Consider the following 16,322-nt stretch of genomic DNA (forward strand, 5'->3'; position numbering starts at 1 on the left):
ATAAAGCCCTCGCTTGGAGGGCTGGATGACGAGATTAGTTCTGCGGCGGCGTATAACCCGCAGGGGCGTCGGCGCCGGCGCCGAAGAAGTAGGCCTCCAGTTGCGACGCCAGGTATTGGCGGGCGCGGGCATCGGCCAAGCTGAGGCGGTTTTCGTTGATCAGCATGGTCTGGTAGCGCAGCCAGCCTTGCCAGGCTTCCTTGGACACGCTTTCGAAAACGCGCTTGCCCAGCTCGCCCGGCAGCGGCGGGAAGTCGAGGCCTTCGGCTTCGCGGCCCAGCTTGACGCAATTGACGGTTCTGCTCATGGCTTAATCCTTGCTTGTATTCTGATTGGCACAGCAGGCTATTGTGTCACAGCGGGCGCGAGCTTCCAACCTTGGCTGCATCATGGGCGCAAGGGGTTACAGCTGTTTTACAAACACCTTGGAGCGGCGCTGGAAATTGTAGAACTGCTGGCGCGCCAGCGGCAGCGAGCTCTTGTCCGCCTCGGCGAAGCCGCGCTCGACAAACCAGTGCGAGGTCTGGGTCGTCAGCACGAACAGCGACTGCAGGCCGCGGGCGCGCGCCTGGTACTCCACGTGCCGCAGCAGCATTTCGCCGAAGCCGCCGTCGCGTTTCTCCGGCGACACCGCCAGGCAGGCCAGCTCGGCGGTATCGGCTTCTGGAAACGGATGCATCGCCACGCAGCCGTAAATCTTGCCGTCGTGCTCCAGCACCGCGTATTCGCCGATTTCCACTTCCAGCCGTTCGCGGCTGCGCCGCACCAGAATGCCTTGCTCTTCCAGCGGCTGGATCAGCGCCAGGATGTCGCCTACATCTTCAATGCTGGCATGGCGCACTCGCACCAGCGGATCGCGGGCGATCATGGTGCCGTTGCCGCCGCGCGTGAAGTGTTCCAGCAGCAGCGCGCCATCCTGATGGCGGCTGATCAAGTGGGCGCGCGGAATGCCGTCGCGCGTGGCGCGGATGCAGTAGGGCAGGTAGGCGGCCACGTCCTCGGGCAGGCTGCCCGATTGCAGCATTTCCTCGGCCTGCTGCGCGGTCAGCGAGCTGATCAGCTGGCCGTCGCGCTCCACCACGCCGCGGCCTTCCACCACGTAGATCAATTTTTCCGCCTTCAGCGCGATGGCGACGTGGGTGGCCAGCTCTTCCATGGTCAGGTTGAAGCTCTCGCCGGTCAGCGAATAGCCTACCGGCGTCAGCAGCACCAGCTCTCCGCAGTCCAGCCGCTGGCGGATGGCGGCAGCATCGACGCGGCGCACCTGGCCGGTGTACTGCATGTCCACGCCGTCCAGCACGCCCAAGGGCTGCGCCGTGACGAAATTGCCGCCGGCCACCCGCAAGTGGGCGCCATGCATAGGCGAGTGCGGCATGCCCATAGACAGCCGGGCTTCCACATCGTGGCGGGTGGCACCGGCGGCCTGCTTGACGATGTCCATGGTGGCGGCGTCGGTGACGCGGCGATCGCGGTGGAACAGGCGGGCGATGCCGTGGCGCTTCAGCAGCGCTTCGATCTGCGGCCGGATGCCATGCACCAGCACGATGCGCACGCCCAGGCTAACCAACAGGTTGATGTCCTGGGCCATGCTGGAAAAGTCGCCGTCGAGCAGGCTTTCGCCGCCCAGCGCCAGCACAAAGGTCTTGCCGCGATAGGCGTTGATGTAGGGGGCGGCTTCGCGGAAGGTAAGGACGAATTCGCGGGTCAGCATGATGGGGAACGGCTCCGGCGGAAACGGTGATTCAACCGGATAGCGTAGCAGGAATGACGCTGTTTTGCTGGGCGTATTCGCGGAGTTTGGCCAGGACAAAAGAAAACGCTCCCGGAAGGGAGCGTTGTGGGAGAAAGCGGACTCAGTTTGCGCGCTTTTGCAGAATTTGCTGCACCTTGAGCACATTCAAGGCTTGCGATAGCTGGTAGTCGTTCTTCGCATTCGGTTCGCGCGGGCTCAAACCGGCATCGTCCGGCTTATCCTGCGGTTTGCCCTTGTCCAGTTGCTGAACCGGCGCGGCGGCCGGTTTGACTTCCGGCTTGGCGGTTTTGGCCGGTTTGTCGTCGCCATTCGGATTCGCCAGGTGGTTTTCCAGATCGGCTTCGCGCACGCGCAGCGCCTGATCGGCGGCGGTCAGGGTGGCGTCTTCCACCACCACGTCCGGCACGATGCCCTTGGCCTGGATGGAGCGGCCGCTAGGCGTGAAGTAGCGGGCGGTGGTCAGCTTGATGCCGCCCTGGCTGCCCAGCGGCAGGATAGACTGCACCGAGCCTTTGCCGAAGGTTTGCGTGCCGACCAGCAGCGCGCGCTTCTGGTCCTGCAGCGCGCCGGCGACGATTTCCGATGCCGAGGCGGAGCCGCCGTTGACCAGCACCACCATGGGCACGTTGCGCGCTTCCGCCGGCAGCTTGGCCAGCGGGTCCGTGCCGTTCTGGCGGGCGTAGTTCTGCAGCGTGGCGGTCAGGCGCATCTTGGCGTCCGGCGTGCGGCCCTCGGTGTAGACCACCAGTTTGTCCTTAGGCAGGAAGGCTGCGGCGACGCCCACGGCGCCGTTGAGCAGGCCGCCCGGATCGTCGCGCAGATCCAGCACCAGGCCCTTCAGCGGCTGCTTGTTGTCCTTGTAGAGTTTCTGCAGGCCGGCGGCCAGGTCCTCGGCGGTGTGCTCTTGGAACTGGGCGATGCGCACATAGCCGAAATCCGGCTCCAGCATGCGGTACTTGACGCTCTTGGTCTTGATGACGGCGCGCGTCAGCGTAAAGAGCAGCGGCTTGGTCTCGTTCTTGCGGGCGATGGTCAGTGTGACCTTGGTGCCCGGCTTGCCGCGCATTTTCTTCATCGCATCGTTCAGCGTCAGGCCGCGTACCGGCGTGTCGTCGATCTTGATGATCAGGTCGCCGCTCTTGATGCCGGCCTTTTGCGCCGGAGTGTCCTCAATGGGCGAGATAACCTTGACCAGGCCGTCTTCGGAGCCGATTTCGATGCCGAGGCCGCCGAACTCGCCCTGCGTGCCTTCGCGCAGCTCCTTGAATTCATCCGGCGTCATGTAATCGGAGTGCGGGTCCAGTCCGGTCAGCATCCCCTTGATCGCTTCGTCGATCAGCTTCTTGTCGTCCACCGGCTCGACATAGCTCTGCTTGATCAGGCTGAACACCTCGGCGAAGGTGCGCAGCTCGTTCAACGGCAGCGGAGACGCTTCCTTGTCGGCCAGCGCCTGCATGCTGAGGGTGAGGACGCCGCCTGCCATGGCTCCGGCCACCAACCAGGCGATTTTTTTCATTCTTTGGCTGCTCATGCTGTGCAAATTCTCCGTACCCGGCACCTTAGCGTGTCCAGGCCTGCGGGTTGAGGGGGCGACCCAGGTGCCGTATCTCAAAGTACAATCCGGCATCCCCGTTGTCCAGTGTACCAGTGTTGCCGAGTGTTTCACCGGCCTTGACGCTGCTGCCGGATGATTTTGCGATCGCCGACAGGCCGGTGTAGACCGTCATGTAGTTGCCGCCGTGATCGATGACCACCGCCTTGCCGAATCCTCGCAACTGATCGGCATATACTACCGTGCCGTCGGCGACAGTGTGTACTGGCTGACCAACCGCGGTGCGAATGAAAATGCCTTTCCAGGTGGTGCCTTCACGGCGCGGCTTGCCGAACGCGCCGGCGATCTGGCCGGCCACCGGCAGCTTCATCTTGCCCTGCAGGCTGGCGAAGGCGCGGCCGGCCGCGCTGCCGTCCGCCACGTCGTCGACCTGTTCGGCCGGCTCTTCCTTGACCACCACCTGTTTTTTCGCCTCTTCCGGCACCGGCTTGCCCTGTTTCTTGGCGTTTTCCGCCAACTGGCGGCGGCGTTCGTTTTCCTTGCGGGCGGCTTCGCGCGCCGCAGCCTGTTTGGCCTTGCGCGCCTCGGCCGCCTTGCGCACCGCTTCCGCGCGGCGGCGCTGGATTTCGCGGTTGATCTGGGCGATCAAGTTGGTCAGGCGTTTCTCGTCCTCCTGCAACTGGGTCAGCTTGCTCTGGCTTTGCTTGATTTCGCCGGAAACCTTGTTCAATTGCTGCTGCTGCTGGGTCTTGTCTTTTTCCAGTTCGTTCTTTTCTTGGGCCTTGCGGCTGGACATGCTGTTCAAGCGGGCCAGTTCCTGTTCCAGCAGGGTGGACAGCGTTTCCAACTGCTGCTGCTGGGCGACCAGTTGCCGCACCAGCTGCTGCTCGGCCTGGGCGATGTGCTGATAGTAGGTCAGGTCGCGCGCGTTCTGATTCGGATCGTCGGCGTTCATCATCAGCTTCATCGCGTCATGCTGGCCGTTCTTGTATTGACGGACCAGCATCTGGCCCACGCGCTGCCGGGTTTCGGCCAGGGTGCGGCGGGTTTGGTCGATCTTCGCGCGCAGCTCGGCCAGTTGCTGTTCGGAGCGGTTTTGCTTTTCTTCCAGCGTGGCAAGGGCCTGCTGGGTCTGGTTGATCGCCTGCTCGGATTCCTTGATGGCGGATTGCGCCTCCTTCTGCACGGACTGCTTCTGCGCCAGATCCTTTTTCAGGCTGTCGATTTCCTTGCGCACGGTTTTCAGGTCCTGCTGATGCGGCGCAGCCGACAGGGCGGAAGAGGAGGTGGTGTTGGCCGCCTGGGCGGCACCGGCCAGCAGGACCAGCAGGAGATAGCGTTTCATTCCCTTGATGTTCTTTCGCTTGAGGCAACAACGGCGGCCATGCCAGGCATGGCCGCCGTTTGTCGAGGCGATTATTGGAAGTCGATCAGCGATTGACCGGTCATTTCCACGGGTTGTTCCAGCCCCATCATGGCCAGCAGCGACGGCGAGATGTCGCGCAGCGAGCCGCCGTCCCGGATTTTCGCCGGGCGGCCGATGTACAGGAACGGCACTTTGTTGGTGGTGTGCTGGGTGTGCGGCTGGTGGTGCTCTCCGTCGTACATTTGTTCGCAGTTGCCATGGTCGGCGGTGATCAGCACTTCGCCGCCGGCCGCCAGCATGGCTTCCACGCAGCGTTCGATGCAGCCGTCCAGCGCCTCCACGGCTTTGACGGCGGCGTCGAACACGCCGCTGTGGCCCACCATGTCGCCATTGGCGTAGTTGCAGAAAATGGCCTGGTACTGGCCGGACTGGATCGCCGCGACGATCTTGTCGGTGACTTCGCCGGCGCTCATTTCCGGCTGCAGGTCATAGGTGGCCACCTTGGGCGACGGCACCAGGATGCGGTCTTCGCCCGGATACACCTGCTCCTCGCCGCCGTTGAAGAAGTAGGTCACGTGCGGGTATTTCTCGGTCTCGGCGATGCGAAGCTGCTTCATGCCTTGGGCTGACAGGTATTCGCCCATGCCGTTGCTGATCTTCTGCGGCGCGTAAGCGACCGGCAACGCCGAGTAGGCCTCGCCGTAGGAGGTGAGGGTGGCGAAGTAGCCGAACTTGGGCTGGCGAGCCGCGAAGCCGTCGAAGGCCGGGTCGGTCAGCGCCGTGGTCAGCTGGCGGGCGCGGTCGGCGCGGAAGTTCATGAAGATGACGACGTCGCCGTCCTGCATCTTCACCGGCGCGCCGATGCCGGTGGCCTTGACGAATTCGTCGTTCTCGTCGCGGGCGTAGGCGGCTTGCAGCGCGGCCAGGCCGGTTTCGGCATGGAACAGTCCCTCGCCCTCCACCAGCAGGCGATAGGCCGGCTCGACGCGCTCCCAGCGCTTGTCGCGGTCCATCGCCCAGTAGCGGCCGGTGACGGAGACTAGGCGCGCGTTCGGGCATTCCGCCAGCACGGCGTCCAGGCGCTTGAGGTAGGTTTCGGCGCTGCGCGGCGGCGTGTCGCGGCCGTCTAGGAAGGCGTGGACGTAGATCTGGGGCACGCCGGCGGCCTGGGCGGCGCGGATAAGCGCGTGAATGTGGTTCTCGTGGCTGTGCACACCCCCATCGGATAACAAGCCGAACACATGCAGCGCCGAGCTTTGAGCTTTGCTCATGGCTTGTTGCAGTGTGTCATTCGATGCGAAGCGGCCGTCCTCGATATCGCAGTCGATGCGGCTGATGTCCTGCTGGACGATGCGGCCGGCGCCGATGTTGAGGTGGCCCACCTCGGAGTTGCCAAACTGGCCGGAGGGCAGTCCGACAAAGTTTTCCGACGCATTGATGGTGCCGTACGCGTACTGCTGGCGCAGGCGGTTCCAGTTGGGCATGTTGGCGTGCAGGATGGCGTTGTCGTCGCCTTCCGTGCGGTGGCCGAAGCCGTCGAGGATTAATAGCAACACCGGGGTGATCGATTTCATGGCATTCGCATTCAGAATATTAGAAAACCTTGATAGTATCGAATTTTGCCGATACTATTGTCACGCAGTCAAATCAATAAAATTCAAGCTACATTAGGTTAGGAGAAACGCTTTGCTGTTCAACGACGACCAGATCGAGCAGACCTCGCGGGCGATGAAAGCCATGTCGCATCCGCTGCGTCTGAAGATCATATCGGTGCTGGAAGACCGGGAAGTGAGCGTGCAAGACATTGTCGAGCAGGTTGGCACCTCCCAGAGCAATATTTCCCAGCACCTCGCTATTATGCGGGACAAGGGCGTTTTGCGCACGCGCAAGGATGCCAACCGTGTCTTTTACCGCGTAGGCGACATCCGCACGCTGGAAGTGCTGAAGATGATGCGCGAAGTGTTCTGTGGCTTCGGGGAGTAATCCGCGGCCGGACACGCAAAAAAAGCCGCTTGAAAAGCGGCTTTTTTGTTGATGGCGGCGGCTTCAGCGCAGATGGGGCTTCTTGCGCACGTATAGGGTCTTGTGCACCGTCGCCACCAGTTCGTCGTCGGCGTCGCGGATTTCCACCGTCATTTCCGGCAGATGTTTTTCGCCGTCGGCGGTCAGGGCGCGGATTTCCGCCAATTGCTCGTCTTGCAGATTGAACAGCGCCCGCACCACGCCGCGGCCAGGCTTGACGTAGTCGATGCGGCCGCACTTGTCCCATACATAGTAATCATTGCCCAGCTGGCGCAGCAGCATCAGCATGTAGAATGGGTCGGTCATCGCGTACAGGCTGCCGCCGAAGTGGGTGCCGACGTAGTTGCGGTTGCCGAAGCCCAGCTTCAGCCGCACCTCGGCCTGGCGGAAGTCCTGCGACAGCTTGTGGACGCGGATGCCGGCGCCGAGGAAGGGCGGCCATAGATTGAACAGCAGCTTGATCAGCCAGATGGGAAGGTTCATATTTCATTCAAACGATTGTTTGGATGTTTCATCGTCGGCAAAGCTTTGAGCCTTGTCAATGCCGGCTTTCAAGACTGCGGCAGGCGCCGGGTAATTTATCCACAATAATCGCGGAATAACTTTGTGGATAAGTTGTGGAATGGGCCGATGGGCGGGGCATTTGGCTGGTCATGCCCAAAAAAGCGGCAATGCCCGGGAATTTTTCCGGGGCTGAGGTTGCCTCAGTCCGATTGAGGTAATAAAGTCTCACGTTTGTATCGATTACGGAGAAAGCTTCGTGTGGGCTATTGTTGAAGCGGCCGGCTGGCCGATCTGGACCATTATCGCGGCCTCGGTCGTGTCGCTGGCCATCATTCTGGAACGCCTGTACACGCTGCGGCGCGGCGCGGTGGTGCCGTCCGGTCTGCTGGCCCAGACGCTGCAGGAGTACCGCCGCGTCGGCGACCGGGACGAGCTGCTGCAGAAGCTGCACAGCCATTCGCCGCTGGGACGCTTGTTCGCCGCCGGCCTGCGCAATGTCCACGGCAGCCGCGAAGTGATGAAAGAATCGATCGAAGACGAAGGCCGCCAGGTGGCTTACCAGTTGGAGCGTCTGCTGACCTCGCTGGGCACCATCGCCGCCATGGCCCCGCTGCTGGGCCTGTTGGGCACCGTGATCGGCATGATCGAAATCTTCGGCTCGCAAAACGCCAGCGGCGCCAATCCGCAGCAACTGGCGCACGGCATTTCCGTCGCTTTGTACAACACGGCCTTCGGCCTGATCGTCGCCATTCCCAGCATGATGTTCTACCGCTACTTCCGCTCCAAGGTGGATGGCCTGCTGGTGGAGATGGAAGCGCAGGCGATCAAGCTGGTGGAAGTGGTGCACGGCGAGCGCAAGAACGGGAGCTGAGCATGAACTTTCGTCGCGGACGCGGCCGGGACGAGCCGGAGATCAACTTCATTCCCTTGATCGACGTGCTGCTGGTGATCCTGATTTTCCTGATGGTCACCACCACCTATTCCCATTTTTCAGAGCTGAAGATCAATCTGCCGTCCGCCCAAGGCGAACAGCAGAAGAACAAGACCACCGAGATCAATGTCGCGGTGGCGGCCGACGGCGCGATGGCGGTCGGCGACGCCAAGCTCGCCAGCGGCGACAAGGCTGGCTTGCTGGACAAGCTGAAGGCCGCTGCAACCGGTAAGAGCGATGTGGTGGTGGTGGTCAACGCCGACGCCAAGTCCACCCATCAATCGGTGATCACCGTGATGGAGGCGGCGCGCGAGGCGGGCCTGTCGCAACTGACCTTCGCCACGCAAAACCTGCAGTGAAGCCGAAAGCGGCATGAATCTGATCGAACAACACTGGTACCGGCCGCGCGGCTGGCTGACAGCCCTTCTGGCGCCGCTGGAAGGGCTTTTTGCGCTGCTGGCCGCTGTCCGCCGGCAGGCGTTCCGCCGCGGCTGGAAGGTGAGCGAGAAGCTGCCGGTGCCGCTGGTGGTGATCGGCAACATCAATGTCGGCGGCGTCGGCAAGACGCCGCTGACGCAGGCGCTGCTGCGCGACTTCGCCGCGCGCGGCGTCAAGGTCGGCGTGATCAGCCGCGGCTACGGCGGCAGCGCGGCGACGCCGACCGAGGTGACGCCGGACAGCGATCCGGCGCAAGTGGGCGACGAGCCGTTGCTGCTGGCGGCCGCCGGCGCGCCGGTGGCGGTCGGGCGAGACCGCGTCGCCGCCGGCCGCCATCTCCTGGCCTTGCACCCCGATCTCGAACTGATCCTCAGCGACGACGGCCTGCAGCACTACCGCCTGGCGCGCGATCTGGAGATCGTGGTGCTGGACGGCCGGCGCGGGCTGGGCAATGGCAGGCTGCTGCCCAACGGCCCGCTGCGCGAGCCGCCGTCCCGCTTGCGCAGCGTGGACGCCGTCGTCGTGAATGGCGAGGGCGGCGACCTGCCCTTGCCGGGCGGCTTGCCGCGCTTCGCGATGACGCTGCGGGCCGGGCTTTGCCATGCGCTGGACGATCCCGCCAACACGCGCTCGGCCGCCGATTTCGCCGGGCAGCGGGTGGCGGCGCTGGCTGGCATTGGCCATCCGCAACGGTTTTTCGACACGCTGGCCGGGCAGGGCATCGCGGTCAGCCGCGCGCTGTCCTTTCCTGATCATCACGCTTTTGCGGCGGGGGATCTGCCCGCCGATGCCGATGCGGTGATCGTCACCAGCAAGGACGCGGTCAAGCTCGCGCGCGTGCTTCATGAGCCGGCGCAGCGTGCTAGACTATGGGTTTTGCCAGTTCAGGCCATGCTGGCGCCTGATCTGTGCGACTGGATACTAGCCCGCTTGAAGATGGAACATGGACGCTAAATTTCTGGAAATTCTGGTATGCCCGCTGTGCAAAGGCCCGCTGGTGTTCGACAAGAGCAAGGACGAGCTGATTTGCAAGGGCGACCGCCTGGCCTTCCCGATCAAGGACGGCATCCCGATGATGCTGGAGTCGGAAGCGCGTGAACTGCCGCCCGAAGAAGAAGTGAAATGAGCGGATTCATCGTGGTGATCCCGGCGCGGCTGGCCTCCAGCCGCCTGCCGGGCAAACCGCTGGCCGACATCGCCGGCAAGCCCATGGTGGTGCGCGTGGCCGAGCAGGCCGCGAAGAGCCGCGCCGCCCGCGTGGTTGTCGCCACCGACCACGCTGACATCCTGGCCGCCTGCGCCGCGCACGGCGTCGAGGCGGTGCTGACCCGCGAAGACCATGCCAGCGGCACCGACCGCCTGGCCGAGGTGGCCGCCAAGCTGGCGCTGCCGGCCGACGCGCGCGTAGTCAATGTCCAGGGCGACGAGCCGCTGATCGATCCGGCGTTGATCGACCGTTTGGCCGCGCTGCTGGAAGAGACCGACGCGCCGGTGGCGACGCTGGCGCATGCCATCCACGACGCGGCCGATCACTTCAATCCCAATATCGTGAAAGTGGCGTTGGACAAGCAGGGCCGCGCCTTGTATTTCAGCCGCGCGGCCATCCCGTATGCCCGCGACGCCTACGCCGCCGACCGTTCGGCGCTGCCCGCCGGTTTGCCGGTTTATCGCCACATCGGCCTGTATGGCTACCGCGCCGGCTTCCTGGCCGACTACGCCAATCTGACGCCGGGTCCGCTGGAGCAATACGAAGCGCTGGAACAATTGCGCGTGCTCTGGCATGGTTACAGCATCATGGTGGCGGTGGCGAGCGAGGCGCCGGCCGCCGGGGTGGACACGCCGGAAGATCTGGAACGGGTGCGCCGGCTGTTCGCGGCCTGAGGGGCTAACACGCCGACAACACGGTCGAGCTGATTCGCGTCCCCTGCGTGGGCGCGGCTTGGCTCGTGCGTGGCGGGAGTTTTGTCGGCGTCTCAACATACAACACAAAATTCAAAACAGACTGGAGTCAAACACATGCGATTGATCCTGTTGGGCGCGCCGGGCGCCGGCAAAGGCACCCAAGCCAACTATATCCGCGAGAAATTCGGCATTCCGCAAATTTCCACCGGCGACATGCTGCGCGCCGCGGTCAAGGCCGGCACGCCGCTGGGCCTGGAAGTCAAGGCCATCATGGACGCAGGCGGCCTGGTTCGCGACGACATCATCATCGGTCTGGTCAAGGAGCGCATCGCTCAGGCCGACTGCGCCAACGGCTTCCTATTTGACGGCTTCCCGCGCACCATTCCGCAAGCCGAGGCGATGATCGCCGCCGGCGTGGACATCGACTATGTGGTGGAAATCGACGTGCCGGATGCCGCCATCATCGAGCGCATGGCTGGCCGCCGCGTGCACCTGGCCTCCGGCCGCACCTACCATGTCACCTTCAACCCGCCCAAGGTGGCGGGCAAGGACGATGTGACCGGCGAAGACCTGATCCAGCGCGATGACGACCAGGAAGAAACCGTCAAGAAGCGCCTGTCGGTTTACCACGAGCAGACCGCCGTGCTGGTGGGCTTCTACGGCAAACTGGCTGCCGGCGGCAGCGCCAAGGCGCCGAAATACGTCAAGATCGACGGCACCCGCGCGGTGGAAACCGTGCGCGACGATGTGCTGAAGGCGCTGGGCGCCTGATCCGGCGGCAGACCTGAAGCGCAAGCGGGCCATGGGCCCGCTTTTTGTTTGCGCAAAACGCTGGTTTCAGGTCGGTGGAAGAGGGACAATGGAACCCGGCGGAGCCATGGCGGCTCCAAGCAATTTGCGTGACGAGGCCGGCCGAGGGGGCCGGGCGGGGATAAGAATATGTATCACGGGGAACGTTTCAACGGCTATTCCCATTTGGCCGGCACGGTGCTGGCGATAGCCGGGCTGGTGGTGTTGGTGGTGGAGGCGGCATCGCAACGCGATCCGTGGAAGATCGTCAGCTTCAGCCTGTATGGCGGCACGCTGGTGACGCTGTATCTGATTTCTACGCTGTATCACAGCTTCCAGGGCCGGGCCAAGGCCATTCTGCAGAAGTGCGACCACTCCGCGATCTATCTCTTGATTGCCGGCAGCTACACGCCGTTCGCCTTGGTGACGCTGCGCGGCGCCTGGGGCTGGACGCTGTTCGGGTTGAGCTGGGGCTTGGCTTTGTTCGGCATTGTGCAGGAGCTGACGCTGGGCCGGCGCACCCGTGTGTTGTCGATGATTCTATACGTGGCGATGGGTTGGCTGGTGTTGATCGCCATCGAGCCGCTGATCGAGGCGTTGGCGCCGGGCGGGTTGTTCTGGCTGGCGTTGGGCGGCGTGCTGTACAGCGTCGGCATATACTGGTTTTTGAACGACGAAAAGATCCGCCACGGGCACGGCATATGGCACTTGTTCGTGCTGGGCGGTAGCATCTGCCAGTATATGTGCGTGTTGAACTACGTCGCCTGACGGCTTGGGGCCTGAATCGATAAAAACGGCAGCCAGAACAGGCTGCCGTTTGCTTTGCTTGAAACCGGCTAGTCGCCAAACTTGACCGGCAATCTGTCCTCCTCCACCAGCCGGCTCAGCGCGGCGACCACCAGCGGGTCGAACTGGTTGCCGGCGCGGCCGTTGATGTATTTCATGGTCTCTTCCATGCTCCACGGCTCCTTGTACGGCCGCTTGTTGAGCAGCGCGTCGAACACGTCCACCACGGCGACGATGCGCGCCGACAGCGGAATGTCCTGGCCCTTCAGCTTGCGCGGGTAGCCGTTGCCGTCATAGTGTTCGTGGTGGCCGCCGGCGATTTCCGAGCCTAGCGACAGATAGCTGATGCCCTCCACCAGCTTGGCCGACTTGGCCAGGATCTGCGCGCCGATGGTGGCGTGCTGTTCCATGATGGCGCGTTCCTCCGGATCCAGCTTGCCGGGTTTCAGCAGGATGTGGTCGGGCGTCGCCACCTTTCCGATGTCGTGCAGGATGCTGGCCATGCCTATCATGTCCAAGAACTCGCGATGCATCAGGTCAGGGTAGTGATTGCTCATCAGCATTTCCTGCGCGATGGCGTCGGTCAGCTTCTGTACCCGCAGCACGTGCTCGCCGGTGTCGGTGTCGCGGAATTCGGCCAGGTCTGCCAGCGCCACCACGGTGGCTTCTTGCGCGCTGCGCAGCTGGTTGTACAGGTAGAGATTGTCGTAAGCCGCTGAGATGCGTTGGCAGAACACGTCCAGCAGGTCGCACTCCACCGAATCCAGCGGCCATTGCGGCATGAAGTGCACGGCGAACTCGCGCCGGTTGCGCGAGGAAATGTACAGCACATCGTAAGGATGCTGATAGATGCTGCGCTTTTCGCGGAACACTTGCAGGAAGATGGCCTGCAGCTTGGGTTCGCCGGACAGGTCGCCCTTGTCCGCCAGATATTCGTAAGCGCCGGAAACGGCCAGGATTTCCAGCTCCGGCCGGCCGACGTGGTTCTCGTTGCGCACGCACAGAATGCCGTCGGTGCCGATGTCGAGCAGGGCGCTGATCTGGCGCAGCACGCCGGAGGCGAACTCGCGCAGCGAGTGCAGCTGGTACAGATCCGACGCGCTTTCCAGTATTTTGGCCAGCCCCTGCCGGTTCTTTTCCAGCGACACCATGTTTTCATAGGCCCGCAGCGAGGCGATGGTGGTGGTGAACAGCTTCTGCGTGGTCAGCTCGGTTTTGGTCTTGTAGTCGTTGATATCGTAGTTGAGGATGACTTCCTGTTCCGGCGCCTGGCCGGGCTGGCCGGTGCGCAACACGATGCGAACCACGCCATTCGCCAGCTCTTCGCGGATGCGGTGCACCAGCCTGAGGCCGGCATCCTCGCTTTCCATCACCACGTCCAGCATGATCAGCGCGATGTCGGCATGCTGTCTCAGCAACTGGAAGGCCTCGCCGCCGCTATAGGCGCTCAGCAGCTCCAGGGGGCGCTCCTTGTAGCTGATGCCGCGCAGCGCGATGCGGGTGGCGGTGTGCACGTCCTTCTCGTCGTCGACGATCAGCACCTTCCACGGCTTTCGCATCTCGGAAGGGCGGGTCGGAACGTCGCCGTCGCCATCGTCCAGCAACCAGTTGTCTTCGTCGGGAGGCAGGGTTTCGTTGCTCATGCCACATTCTCCTTATGCTGGACCGTCGGGGCGATGCACGGCATCTCCAGTTTGAAGCGGGTGCCTTGTCCCAGCTCGCTGTGCACTTCGATGTTACCGCCCAGCCGCTGCCGAACGATGTTGTAGACGATGTTCAGGCCCAGCCCGCTGCCGCCGCTGCCGCGGCGCGTTGTGAAGAACGGGTCGAAAATGCGTCCCAGGTTCTCCGCCGCGATGCCCTTGCCGTTGTCGCTGATGGCCAGGGAGACATGTTGGTCGTCGCGGCGATGAGCTTCTATCAGGATGACACCGGCTATTTCGCCGCTTTCATAGCCGTGAATCAGCGCGTTCACAACCAGATTGGTCAGTACCTGTGCCAGGGCGCCGGGATAGCTATCCAGCAGGATGTCTTCTTCGCATTGTATGTCGATATTGACCTTGGTGTGCTTGAAGCGCGGCTTCAAGCTGGTGATCACTTCGTTCAGGTAGTCGTGCAGGTGGAAGCTGCGGCGCGCCTCGCTGGTCTGGTCCACGGCCACCTGCTTGAAACTGTGGATCAGGTTGGCGGCGCGTTCGGAATTGGCCAGGATCAGCTCGCAGCACTCCTGAGCCGTCTCCAGATAGCTCTGGAAGTCGCTTTTCTTGACGTTGCCGCTCTCCAGCTTGCCGGTGATGTGGGACGTGGCGGTGCCCAGATGCGAGGCGGCGGTCAGCGTGATGCCGACCGGCGTGTTGATTTCGTGGGCGACGCCGGCCACCAGGCTCCCAAGCGAGGCCATCTTTTCCGCCTCCACCAGGGTTTCTTGCGTGGCGATCAATTGGCTGTAGGCCTGCTGCGCTTTTTCCTTTTCCTCGCGGGCGGTGGCCTCCGCCGCCGTCCGTTTCACCAGGTCGGCGGCGGTCCGTGCCACGATGCGGTTGAAGCCGTTGACGATGCCGCCGATTTCGTCGTCCGCCAGATGGGTGATCTGGGCGCCGCTGGCGTCCGGCGCGCGGATGGCGGTGTTCAGCGCCTGCTGCAGTTTGGCCAGCGGCTGGAAGATGAAGCGTTGCAGGTTGAACGACATGATGAAGAAGATCATGCCGTCCAGCAGCAGGATCTGGGCGATGATGGTGATCAGGTGCTGGTTTTCCCGCGCGCGCAAGGCCTCGTGCGACAGGTAGACGGTGGCGGTGCCCAGGTGTTCCTTGCCCTGATAGATGATGGGGATGCCGAGCACATCGTCCGCCTTGGGATGCTCGTTGGGCAGCATGTCGCGCAGATTGCCGTTGTTGTCGCGCGTGCGCCCCAGGTTCAGGCCGCTTTCTCCCTTGACGTTGATGGCGATCACGGACGGCCAGCTCAATTCGCTGTCCAGCGCCAGCCTGACGTTCTCATCGTCGAGTTGCCATATGCCGTGGGGCAGCGACAACGACAAGCGAGAGCGCACCGCTGCGCGTTGGGTTTGGAAATCGCTCTGGTCTATCCCGTAGTCGTGTAGGTAGGAATACAGGCCGGTGCTGCCCAGAATGACAGTGATCCAGGCCATCAGCCATAGCATAAGCCTTGTCTTGATGCTTTTCATGGTGCCTGCTTAGTCGTGCCCTCACAGTCAATCGTAGGCAGATCGGGCGTGAATTTCCATGAGTGATCGAATCGGAGGCCGCAAGCCTAGGCGCGTTTCAGCGCCGACTCAGCTCTGGCCGTCCGCCAACTGCGCCCGCGCGCGGCGGCCCAGCGGCAGTTTTTGCGCCGCCAATCCGCCCAGTATCAATGCCAGCCCCAGCAGCGTCGATGTCAGAATGGCCTCGCCGACGAGCAGGTGGATCAGCAGCAGCGAGGCCAGCGGCGACAGGAAAATCAGATTGGCGATGCTGGCGGTGCTGCGCGTCAGCTTCATCGCCGTCAGCCACAGCACGAAGGTGAAGCCCATTTCCAGCGCGCCGACGTAGGCGGCGCCGGCCAGTCCCTGCCAGGCCGGCAGCGCCAGCTGGCCGTGCCAGGCGCACCACGCCAGGCTCAAGGGCAGGCTGCAGGCGAAGTTCAGCGTCAGGCCCAGCACCGGTTCGCGCGCGTCGCGGGTATTGAAGATCCAGTAGCCGGCCCACAGCAGCGTCGAGCACAGCGCCAGCAGAACGCCCAACTGGTTGGAGAAGCGCAGTTCCAGCAATTGGCCGCGGGTGCCGATCACGAGCACGCCGAGGTAGCAGATCAGCGCCGCCGCCGCGTCCTGCAGCCGCAGCGCCTGTTTCAGCAGCGGCACGGCCAGCAGTGTCATGGTCAGCGCCCAGGTGTAGTTGATCGCCTGCGCCTCCTGCGCCGGCAAGAGGGAATACGCCTGGAACAGCACAAGATAGTAGGCGAACGGGTTGACGGCCCCGAGCAGCAGGGAGCTTTTCCAATGCGCCCGGAACGCCGCGGCCAGTTCCGGCAGGCGGCGCTGCCAGGCCAGGATGGACAGCAGGGCCAACAGCGAGGCGATGCTGGCGTACAGCAGCAGTTGCATCGGACTGAGGTATTGCAGGCTGAGCTTGAAGGCGCTGGCGACGGTGGACCAGGCCAACACGGCGCCCAGGCCGAAGGCATAGGCTTTTTTCTGGTTATGCTGGAGCGACAAGACAACTCTCCGGAGGGTGGGGTGCCTGGTCGATGTTAACCACAAACCGCGGTCGGCGGC

17 protein-coding genes are annotated in these 16,322 nt (G+C 63.3%); 8 read left to right on the forward strand and 9 right to left on the reverse strand.

Going from position 1 to position 16,322, the window contains the following annotated elements; genetic code table 11:
* Positions 1-34 precede the first annotated feature (34 nt).
* The 5 genes from BI343_RS05735 to gpmI form a co-directional block, all read right to left on the reverse strand.
* A complete protein-coding gene (locus BI343_RS05735) occupies positions 35-307 on the reverse strand; it encodes an oxidative damage protection protein (RefSeq protein ID WP_043620766.1) in 273 nt (90 codons plus the stop codon).
* 96 nt (positions 308-403) lie between these two features.
* Positions 404-1,711 (reverse strand): amino-acid N-acetyltransferase, encoded by a 1,308-nt coding sequence (argA, locus tag BI343_RS05740; RefSeq protein ID WP_043620763.1) that lies wholly within the window; start codon positions 1,709-1,711, stop codon positions 404-406.
* Positions 1,712-1,853: 142 nt separating this feature from the next.
* Positions 1,854-3,284 carry a S41 family peptidase gene (locus tag BI343_RS05745; RefSeq protein WP_244886585.1) on the reverse strand — a complete coding sequence of 477 codons (1,431 nt, stop codon included), beginning with the start codon at positions 3,282-3,284 and terminating at the stop codon, positions 1,854-1,856.
* Positions 3,285-3,312: 28 nt separating this feature from the next.
* Positions 3,313-4,650, reverse strand: coding sequence for a murein hydrolase activator EnvC family protein (locus BI343_RS05750; RefSeq protein WP_071109003.1), 1,338 nt, complete (start codon positions 4,648-4,650; stop codon positions 3,313-3,315).
* 71 nt (positions 4,651-4,721) lie between these two features.
* Positions 4,722-6,245 carry a 2,3-bisphosphoglycerate-independent phosphoglycerate mutase gene (gene gpmI, locus BI343_RS05755; protein ID WP_071109004.1) on the reverse strand — a complete coding sequence of 508 codons (1,524 nt, stop codon included), beginning with the start codon at positions 6,243-6,245 and terminating at the stop codon, positions 4,722-4,724.
* 112 nt (positions 6,246-6,357) lie between these two features.
* On the opposite strand from gpmI, the gene BI343_RS05760 reads away from it, so the two are divergent.
* Positions 6,358-6,654 (forward strand): ArsR/SmtB family transcription factor, encoded by a 297-nt coding sequence (locus BI343_RS05760; protein ID WP_043620752.1) that lies wholly within the window; start codon positions 6,358-6,360, stop codon positions 6,652-6,654.
* Between the two features lie 63 nt (positions 6,655-6,717).
* Here BI343_RS05760 and BI343_RS05765 read toward each other — a convergent pair whose 3' ends face one another.
* The gene (locus tag BI343_RS05765) at positions 6,718-7,176 is read right to left on the reverse strand and encodes a DUF4442 domain-containing protein (protein WP_071109005.1); all 459 of its coding nucleotides are present in this window, start codon (positions 7,174-7,176) and stop codon (positions 6,718-6,720) included.
* Positions 7,177-7,453: 277 nt separating this feature from the next.
* Between BI343_RS05765 and BI343_RS05770 the strand changes: the two genes are divergently transcribed.
* The 7 genes from BI343_RS05770 to trhA all read left to right on the forward strand — a co-directional run bounded on the left by BI343_RS05770 (position 7,454) and on the right by trhA (position 12,025).
* A complete protein-coding gene (locus tag BI343_RS05770; RefSeq protein ID WP_071109006.1) occupies positions 7,454-8,068 on the forward strand; it encodes a MotA/TolQ/ExbB proton channel family protein in 615 nt (204 codons plus the stop codon).
* Positions 8,069-8,070: 2 nt separating this feature from the next.
* Entirely contained in the window at positions 8,071-8,487 is a 417-nt protein-coding gene (locus BI343_RS05775) for an ExbD/TolR family protein (protein WP_071109007.1), read from the forward strand.
* Positions 8,488-8,500: 13 nt separating this feature from the next.
* Positions 8,501-9,520: a tetraacyldisaccharide 4'-kinase gene (gene lpxK, locus BI343_RS05780; RefSeq protein ID WP_071109008.1), complete on the forward strand. Its 1,020-nt coding sequence runs from the start codon at positions 8,501-8,503 to the stop codon at positions 9,518-9,520.
* The gene (locus BI343_RS05785) at positions 9,510-9,692 is read left to right on the forward strand and encodes a Trm112 family protein (protein ID WP_071109009.1); all 183 of its coding nucleotides are present in this window, start codon (positions 9,510-9,512) and stop codon (positions 9,690-9,692) included. The genes lpxK and BI343_RS05785 overlap by 11 nt, the downstream gene beginning before the upstream one ends.
* A complete protein-coding gene (gene kdsB, locus BI343_RS05790) occupies positions 9,689-10,447 on the forward strand; it encodes a 3-deoxy-manno-octulosonate cytidylyltransferase (RefSeq protein ID WP_043627245.1) in 759 nt (252 codons plus the stop codon). The genes BI343_RS05785 and kdsB overlap by 4 nt, the downstream gene beginning before the upstream one ends.
* Before the next feature lie 135 nt (positions 10,448-10,582).
* Complete coding sequence (adk, locus tag BI343_RS05795) at positions 10,583-11,239, forward strand: adenylate kinase (protein ID WP_071109010.1); 657 nt, start codon at positions 10,583-10,585, stop codon at positions 11,237-11,239.
* A gap of 168 nt (positions 11,240-11,407) precedes the next feature.
* Positions 11,408-12,025, forward strand: a complete 618-nt coding sequence (gene trhA / locus BI343_RS05800; RefSeq protein WP_043627240.1) for a PAQR family membrane homeostasis protein TrhA — start codon at positions 11,408-11,410, stop codon at positions 12,023-12,025.
* A 68-nt stretch (positions 12,026-12,093) separates the two neighbouring features.
* On the opposite strand, the gene BI343_RS05805 is transcribed toward trhA, so the two are convergent.
* From BI343_RS05805 to BI343_RS05815, 3 genes are all read right to left on the reverse strand, one after another.
* A complete protein-coding gene (locus tag BI343_RS05805) occupies positions 12,094-13,686 on the reverse strand; it encodes a DUF3369 domain-containing protein (protein WP_043627235.1) in 1,593 nt (530 codons plus the stop codon).
* The gene (locus BI343_RS05810) at positions 13,683-15,206 is read right to left on the reverse strand and encodes a sensor histidine kinase (protein ID WP_169828988.1); all 1,524 of its coding nucleotides are present in this window, start codon (positions 15,204-15,206) and stop codon (positions 13,683-13,685) included. The genes BI343_RS05805 and BI343_RS05810 overlap by 4 nt, the downstream gene beginning before the upstream one ends.
* A 132-nt stretch (positions 15,207-15,338) precedes the next feature.
* Positions 15,339-16,262 carry a DMT family transporter gene (locus BI343_RS05815; RefSeq protein WP_071109011.1) on the reverse strand — a complete coding sequence of 308 codons (924 nt, stop codon included), beginning with the start codon at positions 16,260-16,262 and terminating at the stop codon, positions 15,339-15,341.
* Positions 16,263-16,322 lie beyond the last annotated feature (60 nt).

Source organism: Chromobacterium amazonense (assembly GCF_001855565.1).
Classification (GTDB): domain Bacteria; phylum Pseudomonadota; class Gammaproteobacteria; order Burkholderiales; family Chromobacteriaceae; genus Chromobacterium; species Chromobacterium amazonense.